The following is an 18,083-nucleotide window of genomic DNA, read 5'->3' on the forward strand; positions in this document are numbered from 1 at the left end:
ATGCGACCATCGCGACGACGCAACGTTCGGGCACTACCGCTGGCTCTGACGCTTGCGTCGTCGCTCCTCCTCTTCGGCTTGGCCACAAGCCGCGCCGAAGAGATCAATCTCTATTCGACGCGCGAACCGCAACTCGTCGAACCGGTGATCGCATCCTTCACGGCGGCGACCGGCATCACGGTCAAGCTCACTTACATCGAGGACAATCTCGTCACGCGCATGAAGGCCGAGGGCGACGCCTCCCCCGCCGACGTGCTGATGACCATCGGCCTCGACAAGACCTCGCAATTCGCCGCGAATGATCTGTCGCAACCGACCACCTCTCCGCTGCTCAAGAAGACAATCCCGCCACAACTGCGCGGCGCGGAGTGGATCAGCCTGTCGGTGCGGCCGCGCGTGGTCGTCGTACGCAATGACTCACCACTAAGCGCGATCCGCTATGAGGATCTCGCCGATCCCCGCTTTCGCGGCCAGCTCTGCATCCGCTCGCCCTTGCATCAAAACAATGTCGCGCTGATTGCGGCCTATCTCGTGCATCACGGTGCCGACGCCACCGAAGCCTGGCTGCACGGCATCAAGGCCAATCTCGCACATGCGCCCGAAGGCAAGGACAACGACGTCATCCGTCAGCTCGCGGAAGGCCGCTGCAGCATCGGGATCGCCAATACCGTGGCGCTGGCACAATTGCGCGACGGCCGCGAAGGCGCGGAGTGGACGGCCTGGGCGAACAAGGTGAAGACGGTGCCGACGACATTCGAGCGCGGCGGCACGCATGTGAACCTCACCGGCGCAGCGCTGGCGAAACACGCGCCGCATCGCGCGGCCGCGGTGAAGTTCCTGGAATTTCTGGTGACACCGGCCGCGCAGAAACTCTATGCCGCGGCTGAGCTGGAATATCCGGTCACATCAGATGCCGAGAGCGCGCCGCTGGTGGCGGCGATGGGGACGTTTCCGAGCGATACGCTTGATATCGACCAGATCGCTGCAAGTCAGAAGGCGGCGATTGCGCTGATCAAGAAGGTTGGGTTTGAGAAATAGGCGTGCCAGGCGCGCTCTTTTACCCTCCCCCTTGCGGGGAGGGTGGCCGGCCCAATTCTTTTTTATTGGGCCGGTCGGGTGGGGGTGCCACAAACTCCGCCCTAGTGTGGGGCTACCCCCACCCCGGCTCACTTCGTTCGCCGACCCTCCCCGCCTAGCGAAGCTTCGCTTCGCGCGGGGGGAGGGTAAGAAAGATCACCGCCAGCCCATCCCCGGCGCCACGTGCTTCAAGATCGCCTCGATCACATGCGCGTTGTAATCGACGCCCAGCTGATTGGGCACCGTCAGCAGCAGCGTATCCGCTTCCGCAATCGCCTCGTCGCCCTTCAGCTGCTTGATCAACGCGTCCGGCTCTGCTGCAAAGCTGCGGCCGAAGATGGCGCGCTCGGTGCCGTGGAGGTAGCCGACCTTGTCCTCGCCCTCGTTGCCCCGGCCGAAATAAGCGCGGTCGCGGTCGTCCACCAGCGCGAAGATGCTGCGGCTGACCGAGACGCGCGGGTCACGCGTGTGCCCTGCCGCCTTCCAGGCGTCGCGATAGAGCCGGATCTGCTCGGCCTGCTGCACATGAAACGGCTTGCCACTCTCGTCGATCTTCAGCGTCGATGACTGCAGGTTCATGCCCTGCTTGGCCGCCCATTCCGCCGTCGCATTGGTGGAGGCGCCCCACCAGATGCGCTCGCGCAGGCCTTCGCTATGCGGCTCGAGCCGCAGCAGGCCGGGCGGGTTCGGAAACATCGGATTGGGATTCGGCTGCGCAAAGCCCTTGCCTTGAAGGACGTCGAGAAACACCTCGGTATGCCGCCGCGCCATATCGGCGTCGGTCTGGCCCTCGGGGGGCGCGTAACCGAAATAGCGGTAGCCGTCGATCACCTGCTCCGGCGAGCCTCTGGAGATGCCGAGCTGCAGCCGCCCGCTTGCGATGAGATCCGCGCTGCCGGCGTCCTCCGCCATATAGAGCGGGTTCTCGTAGCGCATGTCGATCACGGCCGTGCCGATCTCGATCTTCTTGGTGCGCGCGCCGACAGCGGCCAGTAGCGGAAACGGTGCCGCGAGCTGCCGCGCGAAATGATGCACCCGGAAATAGGCGCCGTCGGCCCCTAACTCCTCGGCAGCAACGGCGAGATCGATGGATTGCAGCAGCGCGTCGCCCGCCGAGCGCGTCTGCGATGAGGCCGACGGGGTCCAGTGGCCGAAGGAGAGAAAGCCGATGTTCTTCATGGGACGGATACTCGGGGTGGGTTTGCTGACCCCTATTTAGGCGTGAATGGCAGCAAGAAAAGGGAAACGATGGAAACGCATCGTTTCCGATGAGGCGATCATGTTCGCAGACTGCAGATCCGTGTCCACTTTCGCGCACCCCGGCACGACGTCACACAGCCCCTCGCCCGCACCCCTTAAGCGTGCATCCTGTCACAAATCTTCTATAGGTTGACCAAAATACGGCGTTGGGCGAGCATCAGCGTCACATCGAAAACGGGGGGACAGGGCCATGCGCGTCACGACGTCTGCCGGAGCTTTCGAAGCGAGCGCGATCGCGGGCACGCGCGCAATCATGATCGCCCTCAATTGCGACGAGGCAGCTTGCAAGGGGCTGCTGGGATTTGCGTTCCAGCGCGCCAAGGGCGCCGGCAGGCCGGAATTCCTGCGCTCGCTGAAAGTGTTCGAAGCGGTCGAGCCGAACCCCGATACCGAGCACGGAGAGTATTTCACCGACAAATTTCCGATCCAGAGTTTCCTCTGGAGCGACTACACCGCGGAGCCCGGCACGACCTATCACTTCGAGATCATCCCCGTATTTGGCGATCCGACCGCGCCCGAACTGCGCGACGCCGAGAAGCTCGCCTTCACCGTCACGACGGAGAAGGAGGACGATGGTCAACACGGCATCTGGTTCAACCGCGGCGCCATCGCCAGCCAGGCCTATGCGCGCAAGTTCAAGAACCACAAGCCGACCGAAGCGGAGATGGACAATCCGAAGGACAAGCACACGGTCTGGCTCTCGCGCGGCCTGCTGGAGGCCTGCCTGGATTATATCGACACGACGAAGAAGAGCGAGGCGCTGCGCGCCTGCATTTACGAATTCACCTACGCGCCCATCATCGAGGCGTTGAAGACAAAGATCGATGACGGCTTCGACGTCCGGCTGATCGTGCATGACGACAAGAAGGGCAAGAACCGCAAGGCGATGAAGGTCGCCGGCCTCGACGTCAAGGCGAAGCACAATGGCGAGCCGGTCGTGATCTGGCGCACGCGGCCGCCGATCCCGCACAACAAATTCATCATCAAGCTCGACGGCGACGCGCCGCAAGAAGTGTGGACCGGCTCAACCAACATCACGCCGTCCGGTTTCCTCGGCCAGTCGAATGTCGGCCACCTCGTCCATGACAGCGACGTTGCCGAACAATATCTGAAATACTGGACGATCTTGAGCGACAATCCGACCGGCAAGCCGGCGAAGGAAGGCGTCGCGGAGATCTCGCCCTACCCGCCCGCGCTCGTGAAGCCGGGATCGCAGACCTGCATCTTCTCGCCGCGCCAGACGGCGTCGATGCTGAACTGGTATGCCGACCGGATGAGCGACGCCACGTCGTCGATCATGTTCACGGCCGCGTTCAACGTCGCCGCCGATTTCATCGAGCCGCTGGCGCGCGACCGCGACTTCCTGCGCTTCGTGCTCAAGGAGAAGCCGCCCACCGCCGACGAGCGCAAGGCGCTCAAGGGCGACCGCGACCTGCAGATTTCCTTTGGCGCCGTGCTGGGCGCCGAGTTCAAGGTGGTCGACGGCAAGCTGGTCGCCAAGCGCAAGGTGAAGGAATTTCCGCTCGACCGCTGGTTTCTCAAGGAAGAGCTCACCCGCGACGAAGGCAATATCTTCTTCGTTCACACCAAATATCTGCTGATCGATCCCCTGAGCGACGATCCCCTGATCTGCACCGGCTCGGCGAATTTCTCGGAGGGATCGCTGACCACCAACGACGAAAACATGATCCTGATCCGCGGTTCGACCCGCGTGGCGGACATCTACATGACCGAGTTCGACCGGCTGTTCCGGCATTTCTATTTCCGCGATGTCGCCAATGACGTGGCCAGCAAACGCAAGAAAGGCGAGAAGCCGGAAAAGGTGTTCCTCGATCCGGACGACCGATGGACGCAGAGCTATTTCAAGCCCGGCGGATTCAAGTCGCGGCGGCGCGAGATGTTCTTCTCGATCCCCGCGTCCAACTGGACCGTCAATGCCGCAACCCAGAGCGATGACGAACCGGTTCGTCCGCCAAAGAAGAAAGCAGCGAAGGCTGTAGCGAAGAAGGCCAAGGCAAAGACAGCCAAGAAGAAAACAACGAAGAAGACGGCAAAGGCCGCGTCAGCCAAAAAGGCCAAGACAACCAAAACCAAGAAGGTCGCGAAGGCGAAGGTCAAAAAAGCGAAGACCAAGACGACCAAGGCGAAGAAAGCCAAGACCAAGAAGTCAAAGACCAAGAAGTCAAAGGCCAAGTCGAAACGGTGAGCGGGGCAACACGCCGGGCCCCGGCTCCCGGCGCTAGCTCAGCACACCCGTCCCATCCCGCGGCGCGCCGCCGCGGGTGGCGGCGGCCTTGATGCCCCAATCGGCCATGAATTTCGGCCGCGGTCTGTCCTGCAGCATGAGCGCGCCGCCGACCACCGCGCGTGTCGGGATCGCGTCGCGGTCGATGGCGCCTTCGAGAGTCATTGCGAGGTCGCGCGCGAAGACGCGGTTGCCGATGTGCCAGGAATGGGTGAAGTCGCCGAAGAAGGTGCTCTTCTTGGGATCGAGCGTGGCGAAATAGTCCCCGCAATTGACATTGGTGGCTTTCGAATGCGCATCCAGCGGCAGGCCGACGCGGCCCGCGCGCGGCGCCACGCCGAGCCGCTTGGCATTGGAGGCCGCCAGCACGCTGTCATAGGGGTTTGAATAGTTGGTCAGGCGGAGGATGCGCTTGAACATCGGCCCCGACCATGAATCGTTCGCCGAGAGGCTCGACGACGCCACGTCGCCGGCGATGAAGGCGACCTGGCTGACGCGCCAGTTGCTCTTGAACAGCGCGCCATCCTTCTCCGCCTGCACGAAGGCTTCCATGGCCACATAGGCGCCGGTGGAATGGCCGAGCAGATGCACATTGGTGACGCAGTCCTTCTCCTGCCCCTGCGCCAGCACCGTGATGCAATCGCTCACCAGCTTCACCGCCACTTCGGCGCCCTTGGAGCGATCCTGCCAATAGGCCAGCGTCTCGTTGTCGCTCGGCCAGTCGAAGCCGATGACGAGGCCCTTCCAGCCCTCGGCCTTGAGATCCTTCGCAAGCTGGCGCTGGCGCTTCATGATGATGTCGAGATCGTTGTTGTAGCCGTGGATGAAGACGAGGATGTCGCCGGCCACGCTGATCGAATTCTGGTTGGGGTCGCCGTCAGCAATGTCGCGCACCTCCTTCACCCATTTGGCGAGATCGGTCTTGCTCGATGTCGCCATCGCCGGCGTCGGGATCGCCACATTGGTCGGCACCCGCAGATAGCGGATGGTGCCGACATTCTCGTTGAAGGCCGCGCCCGAGATGCCGCGCGCGGTGATCAGATAATCGACACCTGCCATGAAATCCCCCTGCCGTTCCCGCCGGGTTTCCTCCGCATCGCGCCGCCCTCTCTTTGTGAGCCAGGCACGATCGACGTGTGCCAGCCTATCGCGCAATCACAGGTGCAGCCAAGTGACCGGATGCGCGCCTCCCACGATATCGGCGGCGACGGACGGCGATGCAGCGAACACCGCACGCCCGGCTTGCGCAATCCCGTCTATAGGTATATATTCTCTCACATGTCGCACCCTTTCCTCGGCCCCATCCTTCGCCTCCGCGTCACGCCCGATGAGCCCGAGGCGCCGGACGCCTTTGTGGGCGGCCCGCGCGTGCGCGGCTCAAAGCGGCCGCATGGGGATGCCAAATGCGCGCAGGTGCGCCGCCTGATCGAGACGACGGTGCTGACCTATGGCGAGATCGCGAAGCAAACCGGCGTCGGCCGCGCCTCGATCTGCCGCTGGACCCGCGACGGCGGCTGGCAGCGCCCGCTCTTCGCGCCGCGCGCCACCGACACCGTGCCCTCCGCCCGCGCCTCGCAGAAGCTCAAGCTGCGCAAACTCGCCGAGAGGCTCCACGCGCTGGCGGAGCGCGCCGTGCGCGAGCTGGAAGCGCAGCCCGATGTCGATATCGACCGCCTGATGCAGGCGCTGCAACTGCTGAAGATGGCGCGGCTGGAGGCGATGGGCCGCCGGCGCCCGCGTCGCCACATCGACATGCCCGCGCGCACCGGCCGCGAGATGATGGAGCGCGACGCTGCGATCCGCACCGCGCTGAAGGAGATGCGCCGCGGCGGCGTCGATGTGACACAGATCCCGGACGACGCGATGGCGCTGCTGGAAGCCGCGCATACGCCGCCGGAACGGGATCACCCGGCGCTGCGGGCAAGAGGCAGCCGGCGATATTAGCGCGCCGCCATCCGTATGACGCCGTCATGCCTCCACACCCCACGTCATCCCCGGGCTTGACCCGGGGATCCATCTTTGCGCCGAGCGCAGAAAGCAACGTGGATGGCCGGGTCATCTAGCGAAGCTCGCTTCGCGCCGCCCGGCCATAACGACCGAGAAAACCTCGCCACCTCACACCTCCACCGGCAAATAGAAATCGATCACCGCGCCCTTCTTGGTCGGCGCGAACTCGCTGTCATAGCGCTCGAAGTCCGGCCGGTCGGCGACGGTGAGCCCGGAGGCCGGCACAAGCTCGCCCCAGATTGTCGCCATCGCGTGCTTGATCTGCGGATGCACCGCGCCGCCATTCAGTGTGATGCGAAACACTGCATAGGTCGACGCCGCGATGCGCTTCGCCGCAAAGCCCGCGGGCAGCACCGCGCCCTCTTCCACGCCGACGCCGGCCATGTAATCGAAGCTGCCTTCGGCGCGGTCGACATTCCAGACCACGCCATAGGTGGTCCAGCTCGGCGCCTGTCCCTTGAACGGCAATGCGCCCATCAGCTTCGACCACAGTTGCGGAATCTCGGCCTTGTTCGCCTCATCGAACCGCGCCGAAGGACCTGCGACGGTGAAGGCGTCCAGCGCCGCGAGGTCCGGCAAGCGGGTGACAGCGACGGCGACGTCATCGGGCATGGTCATCGGATATTGTCCTTCGATGGGAGTAACACTGAAGCCGCGCCGAAACCGCCCCGGTGCGACGCCGAACACGCGGGCAAACGCGCGGGTGAACGCCTCCTGCGAGTCGAAGCCGCAATCGAGTGCGAGATCGACAAGGCGCAGATCGGGATCAGCAACCAGCCGCTGCGCCGCGCGGACCAGCCGCCGCCCGCGCACATGCGCCATCACGCCCCGCCCCATCGCGGCGGAGAACAGCCGCGAGAAATGATAGGGCGAGAGGTTGGCCCGCGAGGCGATGGTCTCGACGCTCAGCGGATCGTCGAGATGCTGCTCGATCCAGGCAAGGACGGCGACGAGATCAGGCGTGCGGTGCGGAACGGGTTGGCTCATGGGACCGATATGGCAGCTCAGACGGGGGGCTGTCTTGATCGGTCTTGCTGGGGTGGGCCGAAAGACTACGCGGTTCCCGACTATCACATCGCGTGGGACGTCGCCGTGGCTCACGGTACTATTTTTCTTAGCGATGTCGAGGCGGAGGAATTTCCGAGCTACCGCAATTCTCATCGGGACGCACTATAGGCTGTGCAATCCACATGCTAAGATGTTGAGGGAGCTTCAAAATACGGTTCAAATGAAGCATCCGACTGGCAAATGACGTAGGCAGCCCTTCGGAACTGCCTATTAATTAATAGTTGATACTCTAAGAGTTACGCGACTGCGGGCACTCCATGACAACGTTTTCAGTAGACACCCATCTTTTTCGAGAACTGGGAGAGCTTCTGGTTGGGCGTGACTCGACCGCGCTCATCGAACTTATCAAGAACGCATACGATGCGGATGCAACAACCGTTGTGGTCTATGGGGAATCGTTGTCGCACTCCGGACGCGGCTTCATAACCATTCGCGATAATGGCATCGGGATGTCTAAAGCGGAATTCGAAAAGGGATTTCTGACGATCGCCTCTCGGACTAAGGACGACCGCACACGACGATCCAAGGTATTTCAACGGCGCTATACTGGCCAAAAAGGCGTTGGCCGATTAGCGGCGCATAAACTTGCCAGACTCGTCGAAGTCAGTTCGGCAAGATAGTCCGACACAATGCCGCGGAGCGGTAGCTCTAGCCACCTCCCTGCATCCGGTGAGACCGTCGACGTGAGCATCGATTGGGATAAAGTCGAAGAAAGCCAGACCCTCGCAGACGTCGACAAGACGGACGCGATTAAAATCAGTATCTCCCAAAGCGAGGCAGCGAACGCCGGAACGACGATCGTATTAAAAAATCTTCGTCGCAAGTGGACCACTTCAGAACATGGTCGGTTCTTGGAAGAGTTGCAGGCATTCCAGCCGCCTTTGCCGCTTGTCGAGCCCATTCCAAAAAACGTCGCAAAACAACTTCTGTTCGCTACGCCGCGAGTCCGAGATATATCGGCCGCCCCTGGGCAAAGATTCTCCGTTGAGCTGGACGGAGAGTTGGCGCCCCCTGATGACTACTGGACGTCCATGGTGGACGCCGCCACTTGGATCATCGAAATTGACGCGGACAAGCGCAGTCAAACTGTACGATTCTCAATCGCACCTACTGCCTTAACAACGGAAGATGAGCAGAGCGACGCGGTATTGCGTGAGTTTGTCATGCCCCATCCTGCACCAAAAGAGGGCCCCTTCTTTCAAGCTCGCATTCTAAAGCGTACTGGCGTCGCCCGCGGAGACGAACCAATGAAGCGATGGGCCGGACGGTCGAACGGGATTCGCGTCTTTATGGAGGGCTTTCGAGTTCTTCCTTATGGAGAGCCCACGGATGACTGGCTTCAATTGGACAAGGATGTCGCGGAACGTGGTCGATGGTCTCTACCTGAACCGGAACTCGCGGGTCAGCTGAACACAGCAGAAAGAGATTCAGATGCAGGACTGAACCATCTGCCAAACAAGCATTACTTTGGCGCGGTGTTTTTGACCGAACGGGATTCGCCTGGACTACGGATGCTTGTGAACCGCGAAGGATTCATACCAAATCAAGCCCTGTCTGACCTAACAACAATAGTGCGAACGGGGATCGATCTATCAACTCGCGTCCAAATGGCGGCGAGTCAAAAAAAGCGGACTGACCGACGAATTCAACGTCAATCGTCCGATGGAGCTGCTACCAACCCGTACCTTTCGGCCACCGAAATCGCGCAACGTAGCATGCATGAAGCTAAAACCCATGCGACAAAGGCGCGAGAATTCGTTTCAGCGGGAAAAATCGAATCCGCGAGCCGAGAGTTTCTATCAGCGCTTTCAGAAGTTGAGAATATTACCAACCGAGCTGAGGAGACATCGCAAGAATCTGCAATGCTGCGAGTGCTTGCTTCGGTTGGCACCCAAGTTGCTGCATTCATTCATGAGATAAATGGGTTGACCGACATGGCAACGGCCATGGAGCGATCTCTAACCAAGATCTCGAACATGCAAGGGCTTCCCAAAGAGCACAGACGTGAACTTGCCGTTTTGCAGAGAGATGTCGGCGATCTAAAACGAGCCGTTGAACGACAGGCTTCCTACCTTGTCGATGTTGTGACGCCTGATGTTCGGCGGCGACGCTCGAAGCAGTCGTTCGCTGATCGATTTGATACAGGCGCCAAGCTCGTGGCGAGCAGCGCAGATCGGCGCGGAATCAAGATCATCAATAAAATCCCATACGATCTAAAGTCTCCCCCAATGTTTGCGGCGGAGCTGACCACTGTATTCTCCAACCTTCTTTCAAATGCAGTCAAAGCAGCCGGTCCGAAGGGCACCATTCGTGCAACGGCACGGCAACGTACCAATGGCACAATCACTCTGCGTGTCGAAAACACCGGGAGCGCGGTTAAAACCCGAGATCGAGAGCGGTTCTTTCAGCCTTTTGAATCCACAACTACCAAAGTAGACACTGTTCTTGGTCAAGGCATGGGGTTAGGTCTCACAATCACGCGGTCCATGCTGGAAGAATATGGCGCAACGATCAAGTTTGCAGAGCCCACAAATGGATTTGCAACGGCGATCGAAATTGTATTTCCGGAGTAGAAATGACGACGGAAAAAGGTGTTGTGCTAATAATCGATGACCAGGACGGTCGGACGACGAAGGTTCTCTTAGGCGACACGATTCGGACTACAGTGCGACACCCTAACGACGTCGTGGCTCAGGATCTAAAGAAGGCCAAACTAATACTTGTGGATTTCAAGCTGGATCACTGGCCGGAACGAGATCGTCAAGAGACGCCATCGCTGATGCCAAAAGATGGAGTGGCGCTGATGGCTGTACTGAGATCCAATCTTAGTCAGCTAAAGGCCAGCCCAGTGGCCTTCTGCTTAAACTCTGGGATGTTGACCGATCTGAATGGCGGTCGATCCTCCACAGGGAGAGAGCACGCGATCGCTCAGTCGGTCGACCTCGAGTGGGTATTCTCGAAAGGCCAAGGGCGTGAAACGTTCCCCGTCGCCGTAAGCGCTTTGGCCGATGCGGTTGCGGCGCTGCCGAATCGCTGGCCCAAAACCTCCGAGACGAAGGACAAGCTACTCTCGCTGCTGAAGCTCCCTCAAAAGGTGAGGTGGAGACAATCTGCGATCGAAGCAATCGATCGGTCTCATCCCCCTCATGACATCATGATTGGAAATGGATCAGGGATTGCTGTGCTGCGTTGGCTCCTGCACGTCATCCTTCCATATCCAACTTTCTTGATCGACGAGCGTTACCTAGCGGCTCGATTGAGGATCGATCCGAAATCCTTTTCTCAATTAGTAAAAGGAAAAGAGGGCAGCACCATCAAAGCAGCGCTCCGCGCCTTTGAGTATAAGGGTATCTTAAGTGAATTCGCGGGACTGCGGTGGTGGCGATCCGGGTTGGAATACTGGATATATCAGAAAACCAATGGCAAATCGTTTGATCGAGATGCCATCCATAAACTCGTGACATCGGCAATCTCTGAGAGTGCCACGTTTACGGATATACAGAATCCAGTTGTATCTTTGGATAGCGAATTACGGCCGAGTGATAAGTTGATTGAGCTAGTGAGCTCTATAGAAATTAAGCCAGATGGCTGGCCGTCTTTTGCAGATGGCGCCTGGATTCCTGCCGACTTGGCTGATTCAACGGAATTTGTTGCACTCGTTCCCCAAAGTGAAAAAAACAAGCTTTGAAAGTCTGTCGCCCAAATGCCAATTTTGCGATTCGGATTTCAGGATATGTTGAATGAGGTCAGCTCGTTCACAGAGCTTTCGAAGGATTTCATTGCACCAGCTTCCCGTGGGGTACTGTCTCGCTTCCATGGGGAACTGGAAAATTATCGAAATAGCGCAACCGACTCGGCAATAGACTGGGAGATACCCGATTCAAATCCGCTGGTTACCTTAGCTGCTAAGGATTACGAACCAGGCGGCGGCGGACAGAAGCTAGTAGTTGGCGAAATCACCGCAAAATGGCGGATAAAACGCGAAGCACCTCAAAAGAAGCGTTCGCCCGCAAAATTCTTTGGCGTGGTCGGAATCGCATCAACGCGCGTTCGCTTAAAATACGCGGCGACAAACGGCGAACCTGAACAAGAAATCGCAATGTGGCGAATGGAAATAGCGGATCCGAAAGCTCCGGGTTGCTACTTTCACACTCAAATCCTCGGTCAATCGGATGCACTGCCATTTCCAAAAGCATTGCCGGCACCACGCCTACCTGCGATCATGATGACGCCACCAGCCGTTGCTGAGTACGTCCTGGCGGAGCTCTTCCAAGATCGGTGGGGGCCGCACACTGCGGGTCAGGTACCTCACCTGAATCGATGGGCCCCCATCCAGCAGCACAGACTTGAACGCCTCCTAAATTGGAAGATCAATCAGTTAAAGAAGTCGTCTGGCTCTCCATGGTCGTCGTTAAAGGCAGCACAGCCTGACGCCGACCTTTTCGTCGTTTAAGCTAACAGTGGCTAGTGTCGTGATAGAAACCGCAAAAACTATTGAAGTGCCGGATTCCTGTGTGGTTCAGACCCCCTTGCTGCTGGCAAATGCGATGATCGGCGCTTTAGGAAACAAGAAATCGGATACATGGCTGGAGCCATGTGTTGGCAATGGAGCGCTACTCGGCGCGATGTCGCGAAATGGCGTGAAGAAGGAAGCCATCACCGGCTTGGACGTTGATGCAAAGCCTCAGCCCAACGATCGCTTTGGTAATATTCTTAGAGGCACTGAGTTCCTTCGGTGGTCCCGCACCACGGAGCAGCGATTCGACAAGATCGTCGCTAACCCTCCGTACATAGCGCTTGAACGGCTCGACGCCGCAATTCGAAAAGCCGCGATTGATGCGTCCCTCTCCGAACAGATCCGCATAACGGGGAACGGTAATGCTTGGTACGCATTTCTCTGCGCTTCGATTCGGCTCTTAAAGAAAGACGGCAGTCTTTGCTTTCTCCTTCCCGCAGCTTGGGACTACGCTAATTACGCTGTGCCGCTTCGCGAACTAATTTCGAATTACTTCTCCAGTATTGACGTTTTCCGTACTACTACGCCTATTTTTCGGGCTGAGAACGTCCAAGAAGGGTCGATTATGCTCCTTGCAAAAGGGCGCCGAGAAACAAGCGATCCAGGGATTAAACGGCAGAACACCTCTCGATATGAAGTCGCTTCAATAGATGACCTTATCATTGCTCTTGCGCCCGGCGCTCGCGCAAAACAGCCTCGGACATCTCGTTCGGTTGTTAGTCCAGCCATCAAGAGCCCAAAAGAGCGGCAGCCCCTCGAGACGCTTATTAGCATTCGCCTCGGAACCGTGACTGGCGATTCGTCCTACTTTCTCCTGAACGAGAGCCGACGCAAACTTCTAAAATTACCAGCGTCAGCCGTAAGTCCCGTACTTTCTAAGGCAAAGCATCTTAACTCACCAAAGATGACTTTAGCGCAGTGGACAGCGTTGAAAGATGCCGATGAACGAGTGTGGCTTTTCAAGCCGAGCGCTCGGATCGTCAACAACCGCTTTGTTCAGTCTTACCTCGACTTCGGCTTAAATGGTGGCTGTAAGGTTGAAAACCATAAGGTGTCTATTAGAAAGCCGTGGTTTCGCTGTCCAGATCTACCCGTTTGTGATGCCTTTATGAGTGGCATGTCAGCAGCAATGCCAACTTTGAGCTTTCGCGCGATGCCTGACCTAACGGTGACAAACACTCTTTATGCGGTGACGTTTCTTGACCCAAGCATCAGTTGGCAGGATCGCCTTGGCATAGCTATCTCACTTCTTCAATCGGACGTTAGGGATCAGATGAGGTGTAATGGAAGACCGTACGCAGCGGGTCTTCTGAAGCACGAACCGTGCGATCTACTTAAACTACAGATCCCACAGCTTGGCAGCGTGAGAACGAACTGGAGTACTTACCGCCAAGCTATTCAGGCGCTGAAAAATGGTGAAGAATCGGAGTGTTCTCGAATTGCAGACAGTTGCTTAAGATAGCAGAGTAAGCAAACCTGCTACGCAGACCGCACAACAATGCGGCAGCAGCGCAAGCGGATTTTCATCTTGGCAGCAAGGCAGGGTGAGGAGCCCCCACTTTTTTTGATATTGCGTAGCAGCCCCTCACCCGCACTTAAACGTGCGCGCCCCTGACATGGAAGGAAGGAGACTTCCCCTACCCCTCCTTGAACCCATATTCCGGCACATTGCCCGTCGCGCCGTAATACTTGTATGGCAGGAACTTGCCGGACATCGTGATCTGGACGCGGTCGCCCTTGGGGTTACTGATGCGCTGCATCACCATGTCGAAATCGATCGCCGACATGATGCCGTCGCCGAATTCCTCCTCGATCAGCGCCTTCCAGGCCGGGCCGTTCACCATCACCATCTCGTAGAAGCGATAGATCAGCGGATCCTGCGGCGGCATCTGCACGTTTTCGGCGCGCATCGGGATCTCGTTGAGCATCGCAGTCTCGCTCTTCGAGAGGCCGAACAGCTCGCCGGCATTGGCCGCCTGCGGCTTGGTCAGCTTCATGTTGCCGAGAATGGCGCCGACGATCAGCACTTCGGAATAGCCGCCGATCTGCTCGCAGATATATTTCCAGGTCCATTCCTTCTCGCGCTTGATGTCGAGCAGCTTTTCGGTGAGGTCGGATCGCAGCATGATGGTTCTCCTTCGGTGGTGAGGCTTCGGTTGACGCGGCTAGCGCGTCGCGCTGTGAAGAGACGGCATCACCGATGTTTCAGTGAGTGGCGCCTCGGGGAATGCAGGCCTGACCACCGGCACATGGCGCGGGTCGTGGTGCGGCGTGGTGGCGGTGAAACTCTTGCTGCGCGTCACCAGGAAATCGATGATGTGGTTGCGCAGCGCGTAATAATGCGGGTGCTTGTGCAGATCGATGCGCGAGCGATCCCGCGGCAGCGGGTTCTCGACGATCTCCGCCAGCACGGCGCCGGGGCCGTTGGTCATCAGGAAGATCTTGTCGGCGAGATACATCGCCTCGTCGACGTCATGGGTGATCATGAAGGTGGTCTGGCCGGTCTCCAGCGTGACGCGCCGCACCTCGTCCTGCAGCGTGCCGCGCGTCAGCGCATCGAGCGCCGAGAAAGGCTCGTCCATCAGCATGATCTTCGGCGTGATCGACAGCGCGCGCGCGATGCCGACGCGCTGCTTCATGCCGCCGGACAGTTCCGACGGCCGCTTGTGCTCGGAGCCCGTGAGGCCGACCTTGTCGATATAGGTCTGCGCATGGGCGCGGATTTTCGCCTTGTCCCACTTGCGCCATTTCGACGACACCGCATAGGCGATGTTGCCCATCACCGTCAGCCACGGCAGCAGCGCGTGGCTCTGGAAGATCACCGCGCGGTCGAGGCTGGTGCCGGAGATCGCCTGGCCGTCGACGATCACGGTGCCTTCACTGGGCTCATCGAGCCCGGCGAGGATGTTCAGCACCGTGGTCTTGCCGCAGCCGGAATGACCGATGATGCAGCCGAACTCGCCAGGCGGCATCGACAGCCAGAGATCCTCGAAGATCGTCGTGCTGCCGTTGCCTGATGACGCCGGATAGCGCTTGGCGATGCCCTCGATGGAAATGAATTTGGTGGTCATGCGGTCTGCTTTCGCGGCGATGGCGCTCTTGTCTTCTCCCCGCTTGCGGGGAGAAGGTGGCCGCGCGAAGCGCGGTCGGATGAGGGGGAGCCTCCGCAGGCTCGGAGCGTGTGGAGAGTTCCCCTCACCCGTGCCGCACGCTGACGCGTGCGCCCCGACCTCTCCCCGCCTGGCGAAGCTTCGCTTCGCTGTGCGGGGCGAGGTAAGGAAGGAGCGGCATTCATCAAGATTACAAATCGCATCGCATCACTCCGGAAACGTAACCATGCGGGTGAAGCGTGCCAATATCTGGTCCAGCAACATGCCGACGATCCCGATCATCAGGATCGCGATAATCACATTTGTGATCGATAAATTATTCCATTCGTTCCAGACGAAGTAACCAATCCCCGTTCCGCCGACCAACATCTCGGCGGCGACAATCACCAGCCACGCGATGCCGATGGAAATGCGCATGCCGGTGAGGATGGTTGGCGCGGCCGCCGGAAGAATGACGGTGAAGGCGCGGCGGAAGGTGCCGACTTCCAGCGTGCGCGCGACATTGATCCACTCCTTGCGCACGGCGGCGACGCCGAAGGCGGTGTTGAGCAGCATCGGCCACACCGAGCAGATGAAGATCACGAAGATCGCCGACAGCGAGGAGTCCTTGATGGTGTAGAGGGCGAGCGGCATCCAGGCCAAGGGCGAGATCGGCTTCAGCACCTGGATGAAGGGATCGAGCGCCTTGTTCATCAGCGGCGACATGCCGATCAGAAAGCCGAGCGGGATCGCGACGATGACAGCGATGAGATAGCCGAGCCCGACGCGGCCGATCGAATAAGCGAGCTGGATGCCGAGGCCCTTGTCGTTCGGGCCGTTGTCGTAGAACGGCCGCTTCAGGTGCTCCCAGAGTTTGGCGCCGACATCGAGCGGACCGGGCATCGCGGATTTGCCTGAGGTCGCCGTGAGCCCCATCAGCTTGGCGTATTCCGGCGACATGGTGCCGACGCTCGCCGTCTGCCGCGTGGCGAGGTGCCACACGCCGATGAAGGCGAGGAAGATCGCGATGGACACGACGGCAGCGCGGAAGCGGAGGGATTGGATCATTGTGGTCCTTTCCTTCTCCCCGCTTGCGGGGAGAAGGTGGTGCGAGCTTGCGAAGCAAGTTCGCGACGGATGAGGGGGGCTCTCCGCGCGCTGCGGAGCGTGCGGAGAGTCCCCCTCACCCGACTTCCACGCGCTACGCGCGCTCCAGTCGACCTCTCCCCGCAGGCGGGGAGAGGCAAGGAAGAAGCGCTCGCGACAACCATTCTCACGTCGCCTTCCTGATCTTGAAGCTCGCCAGATACTCCTTCGGCTTTTCCGGATCGAAGGTCTTGCCCATCACCGCGAACGACTTGTAGCTCGTCGCCGGCGGGGTCAGACCCATCTCCTTCATCACCTTGGCGGTGTCGGTGGCGAGATAGATCTGTTCGGCGACGCCCTTGTAGTCGACATCGCCCTTGATCTGGCCCCAGCGCTGCATCTGGGTCATCATCCACACCGCAAAGCTCTGCCACGGGAACGGATCGAAATCGACGCGCTTCGCATCGGTCTTGATGCCGCCGAGCCCGTCCGCATAGGTGCCGGTCAGCACCTGCTCCAGCACCACCGGCGGCGCATTGAGATAGGCGGCGGGCGCGATGGCCTCCGCGATCGACTTGCGGTTCTCCGCCTTCGACGCATAGGCGGTGGCGTCGACGATGGCCCGCGTCAGCGCCGCGAAGGAATTCGGCGACGTGGTGATGAACTCCTTGGACGCTGCGAACGAGCAGCACGGATGGCCGTCCCAGATTTCCTTGGACAGGATGTGCATGAAGCCGACGCCATCATAGATCGCGCGCTGGCAGATATTGTCCGGCGCCAGGAAGCCGTCGATATTGTCGGCGCGCAGGTTGGCGACCATTTCCGGCGGCGGCACCGAGCGCAGCTGCACATCGGTATCGGGATCGATGCCGTGCTCGGCGAGATAGTAGCGCAAGAGATAATTGTGCATCGAATAGTCGAACGGTATGGCGAGCTTGAAGCCTTTCCAGTCCTTCGGATCGCGCTTGTCCTTGTGCTTCATGGCCAGCGTGATGCCCTGGCCGTTGATGTTCTCGATCGCCGGCACGGTATAGGGGATCGGCTGCGAGCCGAGGCCCAGCGAGATCGCGATCGGCATCGGCGCCAGCATATGCGCGGCGTCGTATTCCTTGTTGATGGTCTTGTCGCGGATGACGGCCCAGCCGGCGGTCTTCACTACTTCGACATTGAGCCCCTGCTTCTTATAGAAGCCGAGCGGATCGGCCATGATGATCGGCGTGGCGCAGGTGATCGGGATGAAGCCGACCTTGAGGTCGGTCTTTTCCAGTTTGCCGGCGCCCTGCGCGAACACCTCGGTCGCCGTCTTGATCGGGAAGAACTGCGACAGCGCCGCCAGCGCGCTGGACGCACCGACCGACTTCAGGAAGGCGCGGCGTGCGACCTCCTTCGGAAACACCGCGCGCATCACCGCCGAGGCGACGACGCCCTCGTAGCGTTTGTCCTCGGTCTCGGGAATGTCGCAGCGAAGCTGCAGCGTGGCTTCATGCTCGGACTGGCTGGCGTGCTGACCGCAGCTGCAGGCACCGGCGCGCAAGCGGCGGGCGGGATCGAACGGATTGTCGAATGTGGACATGTGACCTCCTCGGTGACGCTGAGGTCATTTACGCAAGGAGTGTGCCAGCGCAGCGCTGGCCGGAATGTCCAATCGCCGCAGGCATTTCGGGCCAATATTGGCGATTACGAGAATTCGTGCTACACGAAAATTCGTAGCATGATTACGATTTTTCGGAGTTTC

General features: G+C 59.6%; 15 protein-coding genes. 8 read left to right on the top strand and 7 right to left on the bottom strand.

The genetic code is table 11. The features are described from left to right. Nucleotides 1-1,038, top strand: coding sequence for an extracellular solute-binding protein (locus tag AB7813_RS10210; protein WP_439083149.1), 1,038 nt, complete (start codon nucleotides 1-3; stop codon nucleotides 1,036-1,038). A 195-nt stretch (nucleotides 1,039-1,233) separates the two neighbouring features. On the opposite strand, the gene AB7813_RS10215 is transcribed toward AB7813_RS10210, so the two are convergent. Further along, the gene (locus AB7813_RS10215) at nucleotides 1,234-2,256 is read right to left on the bottom strand and encodes an LLM class flavin-dependent oxidoreductase (protein WP_175367920.1); all 1,023 of its coding nucleotides are present in this window, start codon (nucleotides 2,254-2,256) and stop codon (nucleotides 1,234-1,236) included. Nucleotides 2,257-2,527: 271 nt separating this feature from the next. On the opposite strand from AB7813_RS10215, the gene AB7813_RS10220 reads away from it, so the two are divergent. Continuing rightward, the gene (locus AB7813_RS10220) at nucleotides 2,528-4,543 is read left to right on the top strand and encodes a phospholipase D-like domain-containing protein (protein ID WP_439083147.1); all 2,016 of its coding nucleotides are present in this window, start codon (nucleotides 2,528-2,530) and stop codon (nucleotides 4,541-4,543) included. Nucleotides 4,544-4,576: 33 nt separating this feature from the next. Here the strand turns inward: AB7813_RS10220 and AB7813_RS10225 are convergent, their stop codons facing one another. Next, nucleotides 4,577-5,641 carry an alpha/beta fold hydrolase gene (locus AB7813_RS10225; RefSeq protein ID WP_439083145.1) on the bottom strand — a complete coding sequence of 355 codons (1,065 nt, stop codon included), beginning with the start codon at nucleotides 5,639-5,641 and terminating at the stop codon, nucleotides 4,577-4,579. A 120-nt stretch (nucleotides 5,642-5,761) separates the two neighbouring features. Here AB7813_RS10225 and AB7813_RS10230 point away from each other — a divergent pair, with 120 nt between their 5' ends. Continuing rightward, the gene (locus tag AB7813_RS10230; RefSeq protein ID WP_439083143.1) at nucleotides 5,762-6,526 is read left to right on the top strand and encodes a hypothetical protein; all 765 of its coding nucleotides are present in this window, start codon (nucleotides 5,762-5,764) and stop codon (nucleotides 6,524-6,526) included. Nucleotides 6,527-6,697: 171 nt separating this feature from the next. Here AB7813_RS10230 and AB7813_RS10235 read toward each other — a convergent pair whose 3' ends face one another. After that, nucleotides 6,698-7,576: an effector binding domain-containing protein gene (locus AB7813_RS10235; protein WP_439083141.1), complete on the bottom strand. Its 879-nt coding sequence runs from the start codon at nucleotides 7,574-7,576 to the stop codon at nucleotides 6,698-6,700. Between the two features lie 338 nt (nucleotides 7,577-7,914). Here AB7813_RS10235 and AB7813_RS10240 point away from each other — a divergent pair, with 338 nt between their 5' ends. The 5 genes from AB7813_RS10240 to AB7813_RS10260 all read left to right on the top strand — a co-directional run bounded on the left by AB7813_RS10240 (nucleotide 7,915) and on the right by AB7813_RS10260 (nucleotide 13,635). Beyond that, nucleotides 7,915-8,277: an ATP-binding protein gene (locus AB7813_RS10240; RefSeq protein WP_441228082.1), complete on the top strand. Its 363-nt coding sequence runs from the start codon at nucleotides 7,915-7,917 to the stop codon at nucleotides 8,275-8,277. A 63-nt stretch (nucleotides 8,278-8,340) separates the two neighbouring features. Next, nucleotides 8,341-10,230 carry a sensor histidine kinase gene (locus AB7813_RS10245; RefSeq protein WP_441228083.1) on the top strand — a complete coding sequence of 630 codons (1,890 nt, stop codon included), beginning with the start codon at nucleotides 8,341-8,343 and terminating at the stop codon, nucleotides 10,228-10,230. Nucleotides 10,231-10,232: 2 nt separating this feature from the next. Beyond that, entirely contained in the window at nucleotides 10,233-11,345 is a 1,113-nt protein-coding gene (locus AB7813_RS10250) for a hypothetical protein (protein WP_441228084.1), read from the top strand. Nucleotides 11,346-11,390: 45 nt separating this feature from the next. Next, on the top strand, nucleotides 11,391-12,110 hold the full coding sequence (locus AB7813_RS10255; protein WP_441228085.1) for a hypothetical protein: 720 nt from the start codon (nucleotides 11,391-11,393) through the stop codon (nucleotides 12,108-12,110). A 19-nt stretch (nucleotides 12,111-12,129) separates the two neighbouring features. After that, complete coding sequence (locus AB7813_RS10260; protein WP_439083132.1) at nucleotides 12,130-13,635, top strand: Eco57I restriction-modification methylase domain-containing protein; 1,506 nt, start codon at nucleotides 12,130-12,132, stop codon at nucleotides 13,633-13,635. Between the two features lie 175 nt (nucleotides 13,636-13,810). On the opposite strand, the gene cynS is transcribed toward AB7813_RS10260, so the two are convergent. The 4 genes from cynS to AB7813_RS10280 form a co-directional block, all read right to left on the bottom strand. Beyond that, nucleotides 13,811-14,299 carry a cyanase gene (gene cynS / locus AB7813_RS10265; protein ID WP_184518426.1) on the bottom strand — a complete coding sequence of 163 codons (489 nt, stop codon included), beginning with the start codon at nucleotides 14,297-14,299 and terminating at the stop codon, nucleotides 13,811-13,813. A 39-nt stretch (nucleotides 14,300-14,338) separates the two neighbouring features. Next, a complete protein-coding gene (locus AB7813_RS10270) occupies nucleotides 14,339-15,244 on the bottom strand; it encodes an ABC transporter ATP-binding protein (RefSeq protein ID WP_439083130.1) in 906 nt (301 codons plus the stop codon). Nucleotides 15,245-15,490: 246 nt separating this feature from the next. After that, a complete protein-coding gene (ntrB, locus tag AB7813_RS10275; RefSeq protein WP_439066578.1) occupies nucleotides 15,491-16,330 on the bottom strand; it encodes a nitrate ABC transporter permease in 840 nt (279 codons plus the stop codon). A gap of 205 nt (nucleotides 16,331-16,535) precedes the next feature. Beyond that, complete coding sequence (locus AB7813_RS10280) at nucleotides 16,536-17,921, bottom strand: CmpA/NrtA family ABC transporter substrate-binding protein (protein ID WP_439083128.1); 1,386 nt, start codon at nucleotides 17,919-17,921, stop codon at nucleotides 16,536-16,538. Between the last annotated feature and the right edge of the window lie 162 nt (nucleotides 17,922-18,083).

Source organism: Tardiphaga sp. 20_F10_N6_6 (assembly GCF_052076045.1).
Classification (GTDB): Bacteria; Pseudomonadota; Alphaproteobacteria; order Rhizobiales; family Xanthobacteraceae; genus Tardiphaga; species Tardiphaga robiniae.

Bases quoted from the DNA above. Each gene is read 5' to 3' on its own strand.
- AB7813_RS10210 (WP_439083149.1), top strand. From the start codon at position 1: ATGCGACCATCGCGACGACGCAACGTTCGGGCACTACCGCTGGCTCTG.
- AB7813_RS10215 (WP_175367920.1), bottom strand. From the start codon at position 2,256: ATGAAGAACATCGGCTTTCTCTCCTTCGGCCACTGGACCCCGTCGGCC.
- AB7813_RS10220 (WP_439083147.1), top strand. From the start codon at position 2,528: ATGCGCGTCACGACGTCTGCCGGAGCTTTCGAAGCGAGCGCGATCGCG.
- AB7813_RS10225 (WP_439083145.1), bottom strand. From the start codon at position 5,641: ATGGCAGGTGTCGATTATCTGATCACCGCGCGCGGCATCTCGGGCGCG.
- AB7813_RS10230 (WP_439083143.1), top strand. From the start codon at position 5,762: ATGCGCGCCTCCCACGATATCGGCGGCGACGGACGGCGATGCAGCGAA.
- AB7813_RS10235 (WP_439083141.1), bottom strand. From the start codon at position 7,576: ATGAGCCAACCCGTTCCGCACCGCACGCCTGATCTCGTCGCCGTCCTT.
- AB7813_RS10240 (WP_441228082.1), top strand. From the start codon at position 7,915: ATGACAACGTTTTCAGTAGACACCCATCTTTTTCGAGAACTGGGAGAG.
- AB7813_RS10250 (WP_441228084.1), top strand. From the start codon at position 10,233: ATGACGACGGAAAAAGGTGTTGTGCTAATAATCGATGACCAGGACGGT.
- AB7813_RS10255 (WP_441228085.1), top strand. From the start codon at position 11,391: ATGTTGAATGAGGTCAGCTCGTTCACAGAGCTTTCGAAGGATTTCATT.
- cynS (WP_184518426.1), bottom strand. From the start codon at position 14,299: ATGCTGCGATCCGACCTCACCGAAAAGCTGCTCGACATCAAGCGCGAG.
- AB7813_RS10270 (WP_439083130.1), bottom strand. From the start codon at position 15,244: ATGACCACCAAATTCATTTCCATCGAGGGCATCGCCAAGCGCTATCCG.
- ntrB (WP_439066578.1), bottom strand. From the start codon at position 16,330: ATGATCCAATCCCTCCGCTTCCGCGCTGCCGTCGTGTCCATCGCGATC.
- AB7813_RS10280 (WP_439083128.1), bottom strand. From the start codon at position 17,921: ATGTCCACATTCGACAATCCGTTCGATCCCGCCCGCCGCTTGCGCGCC.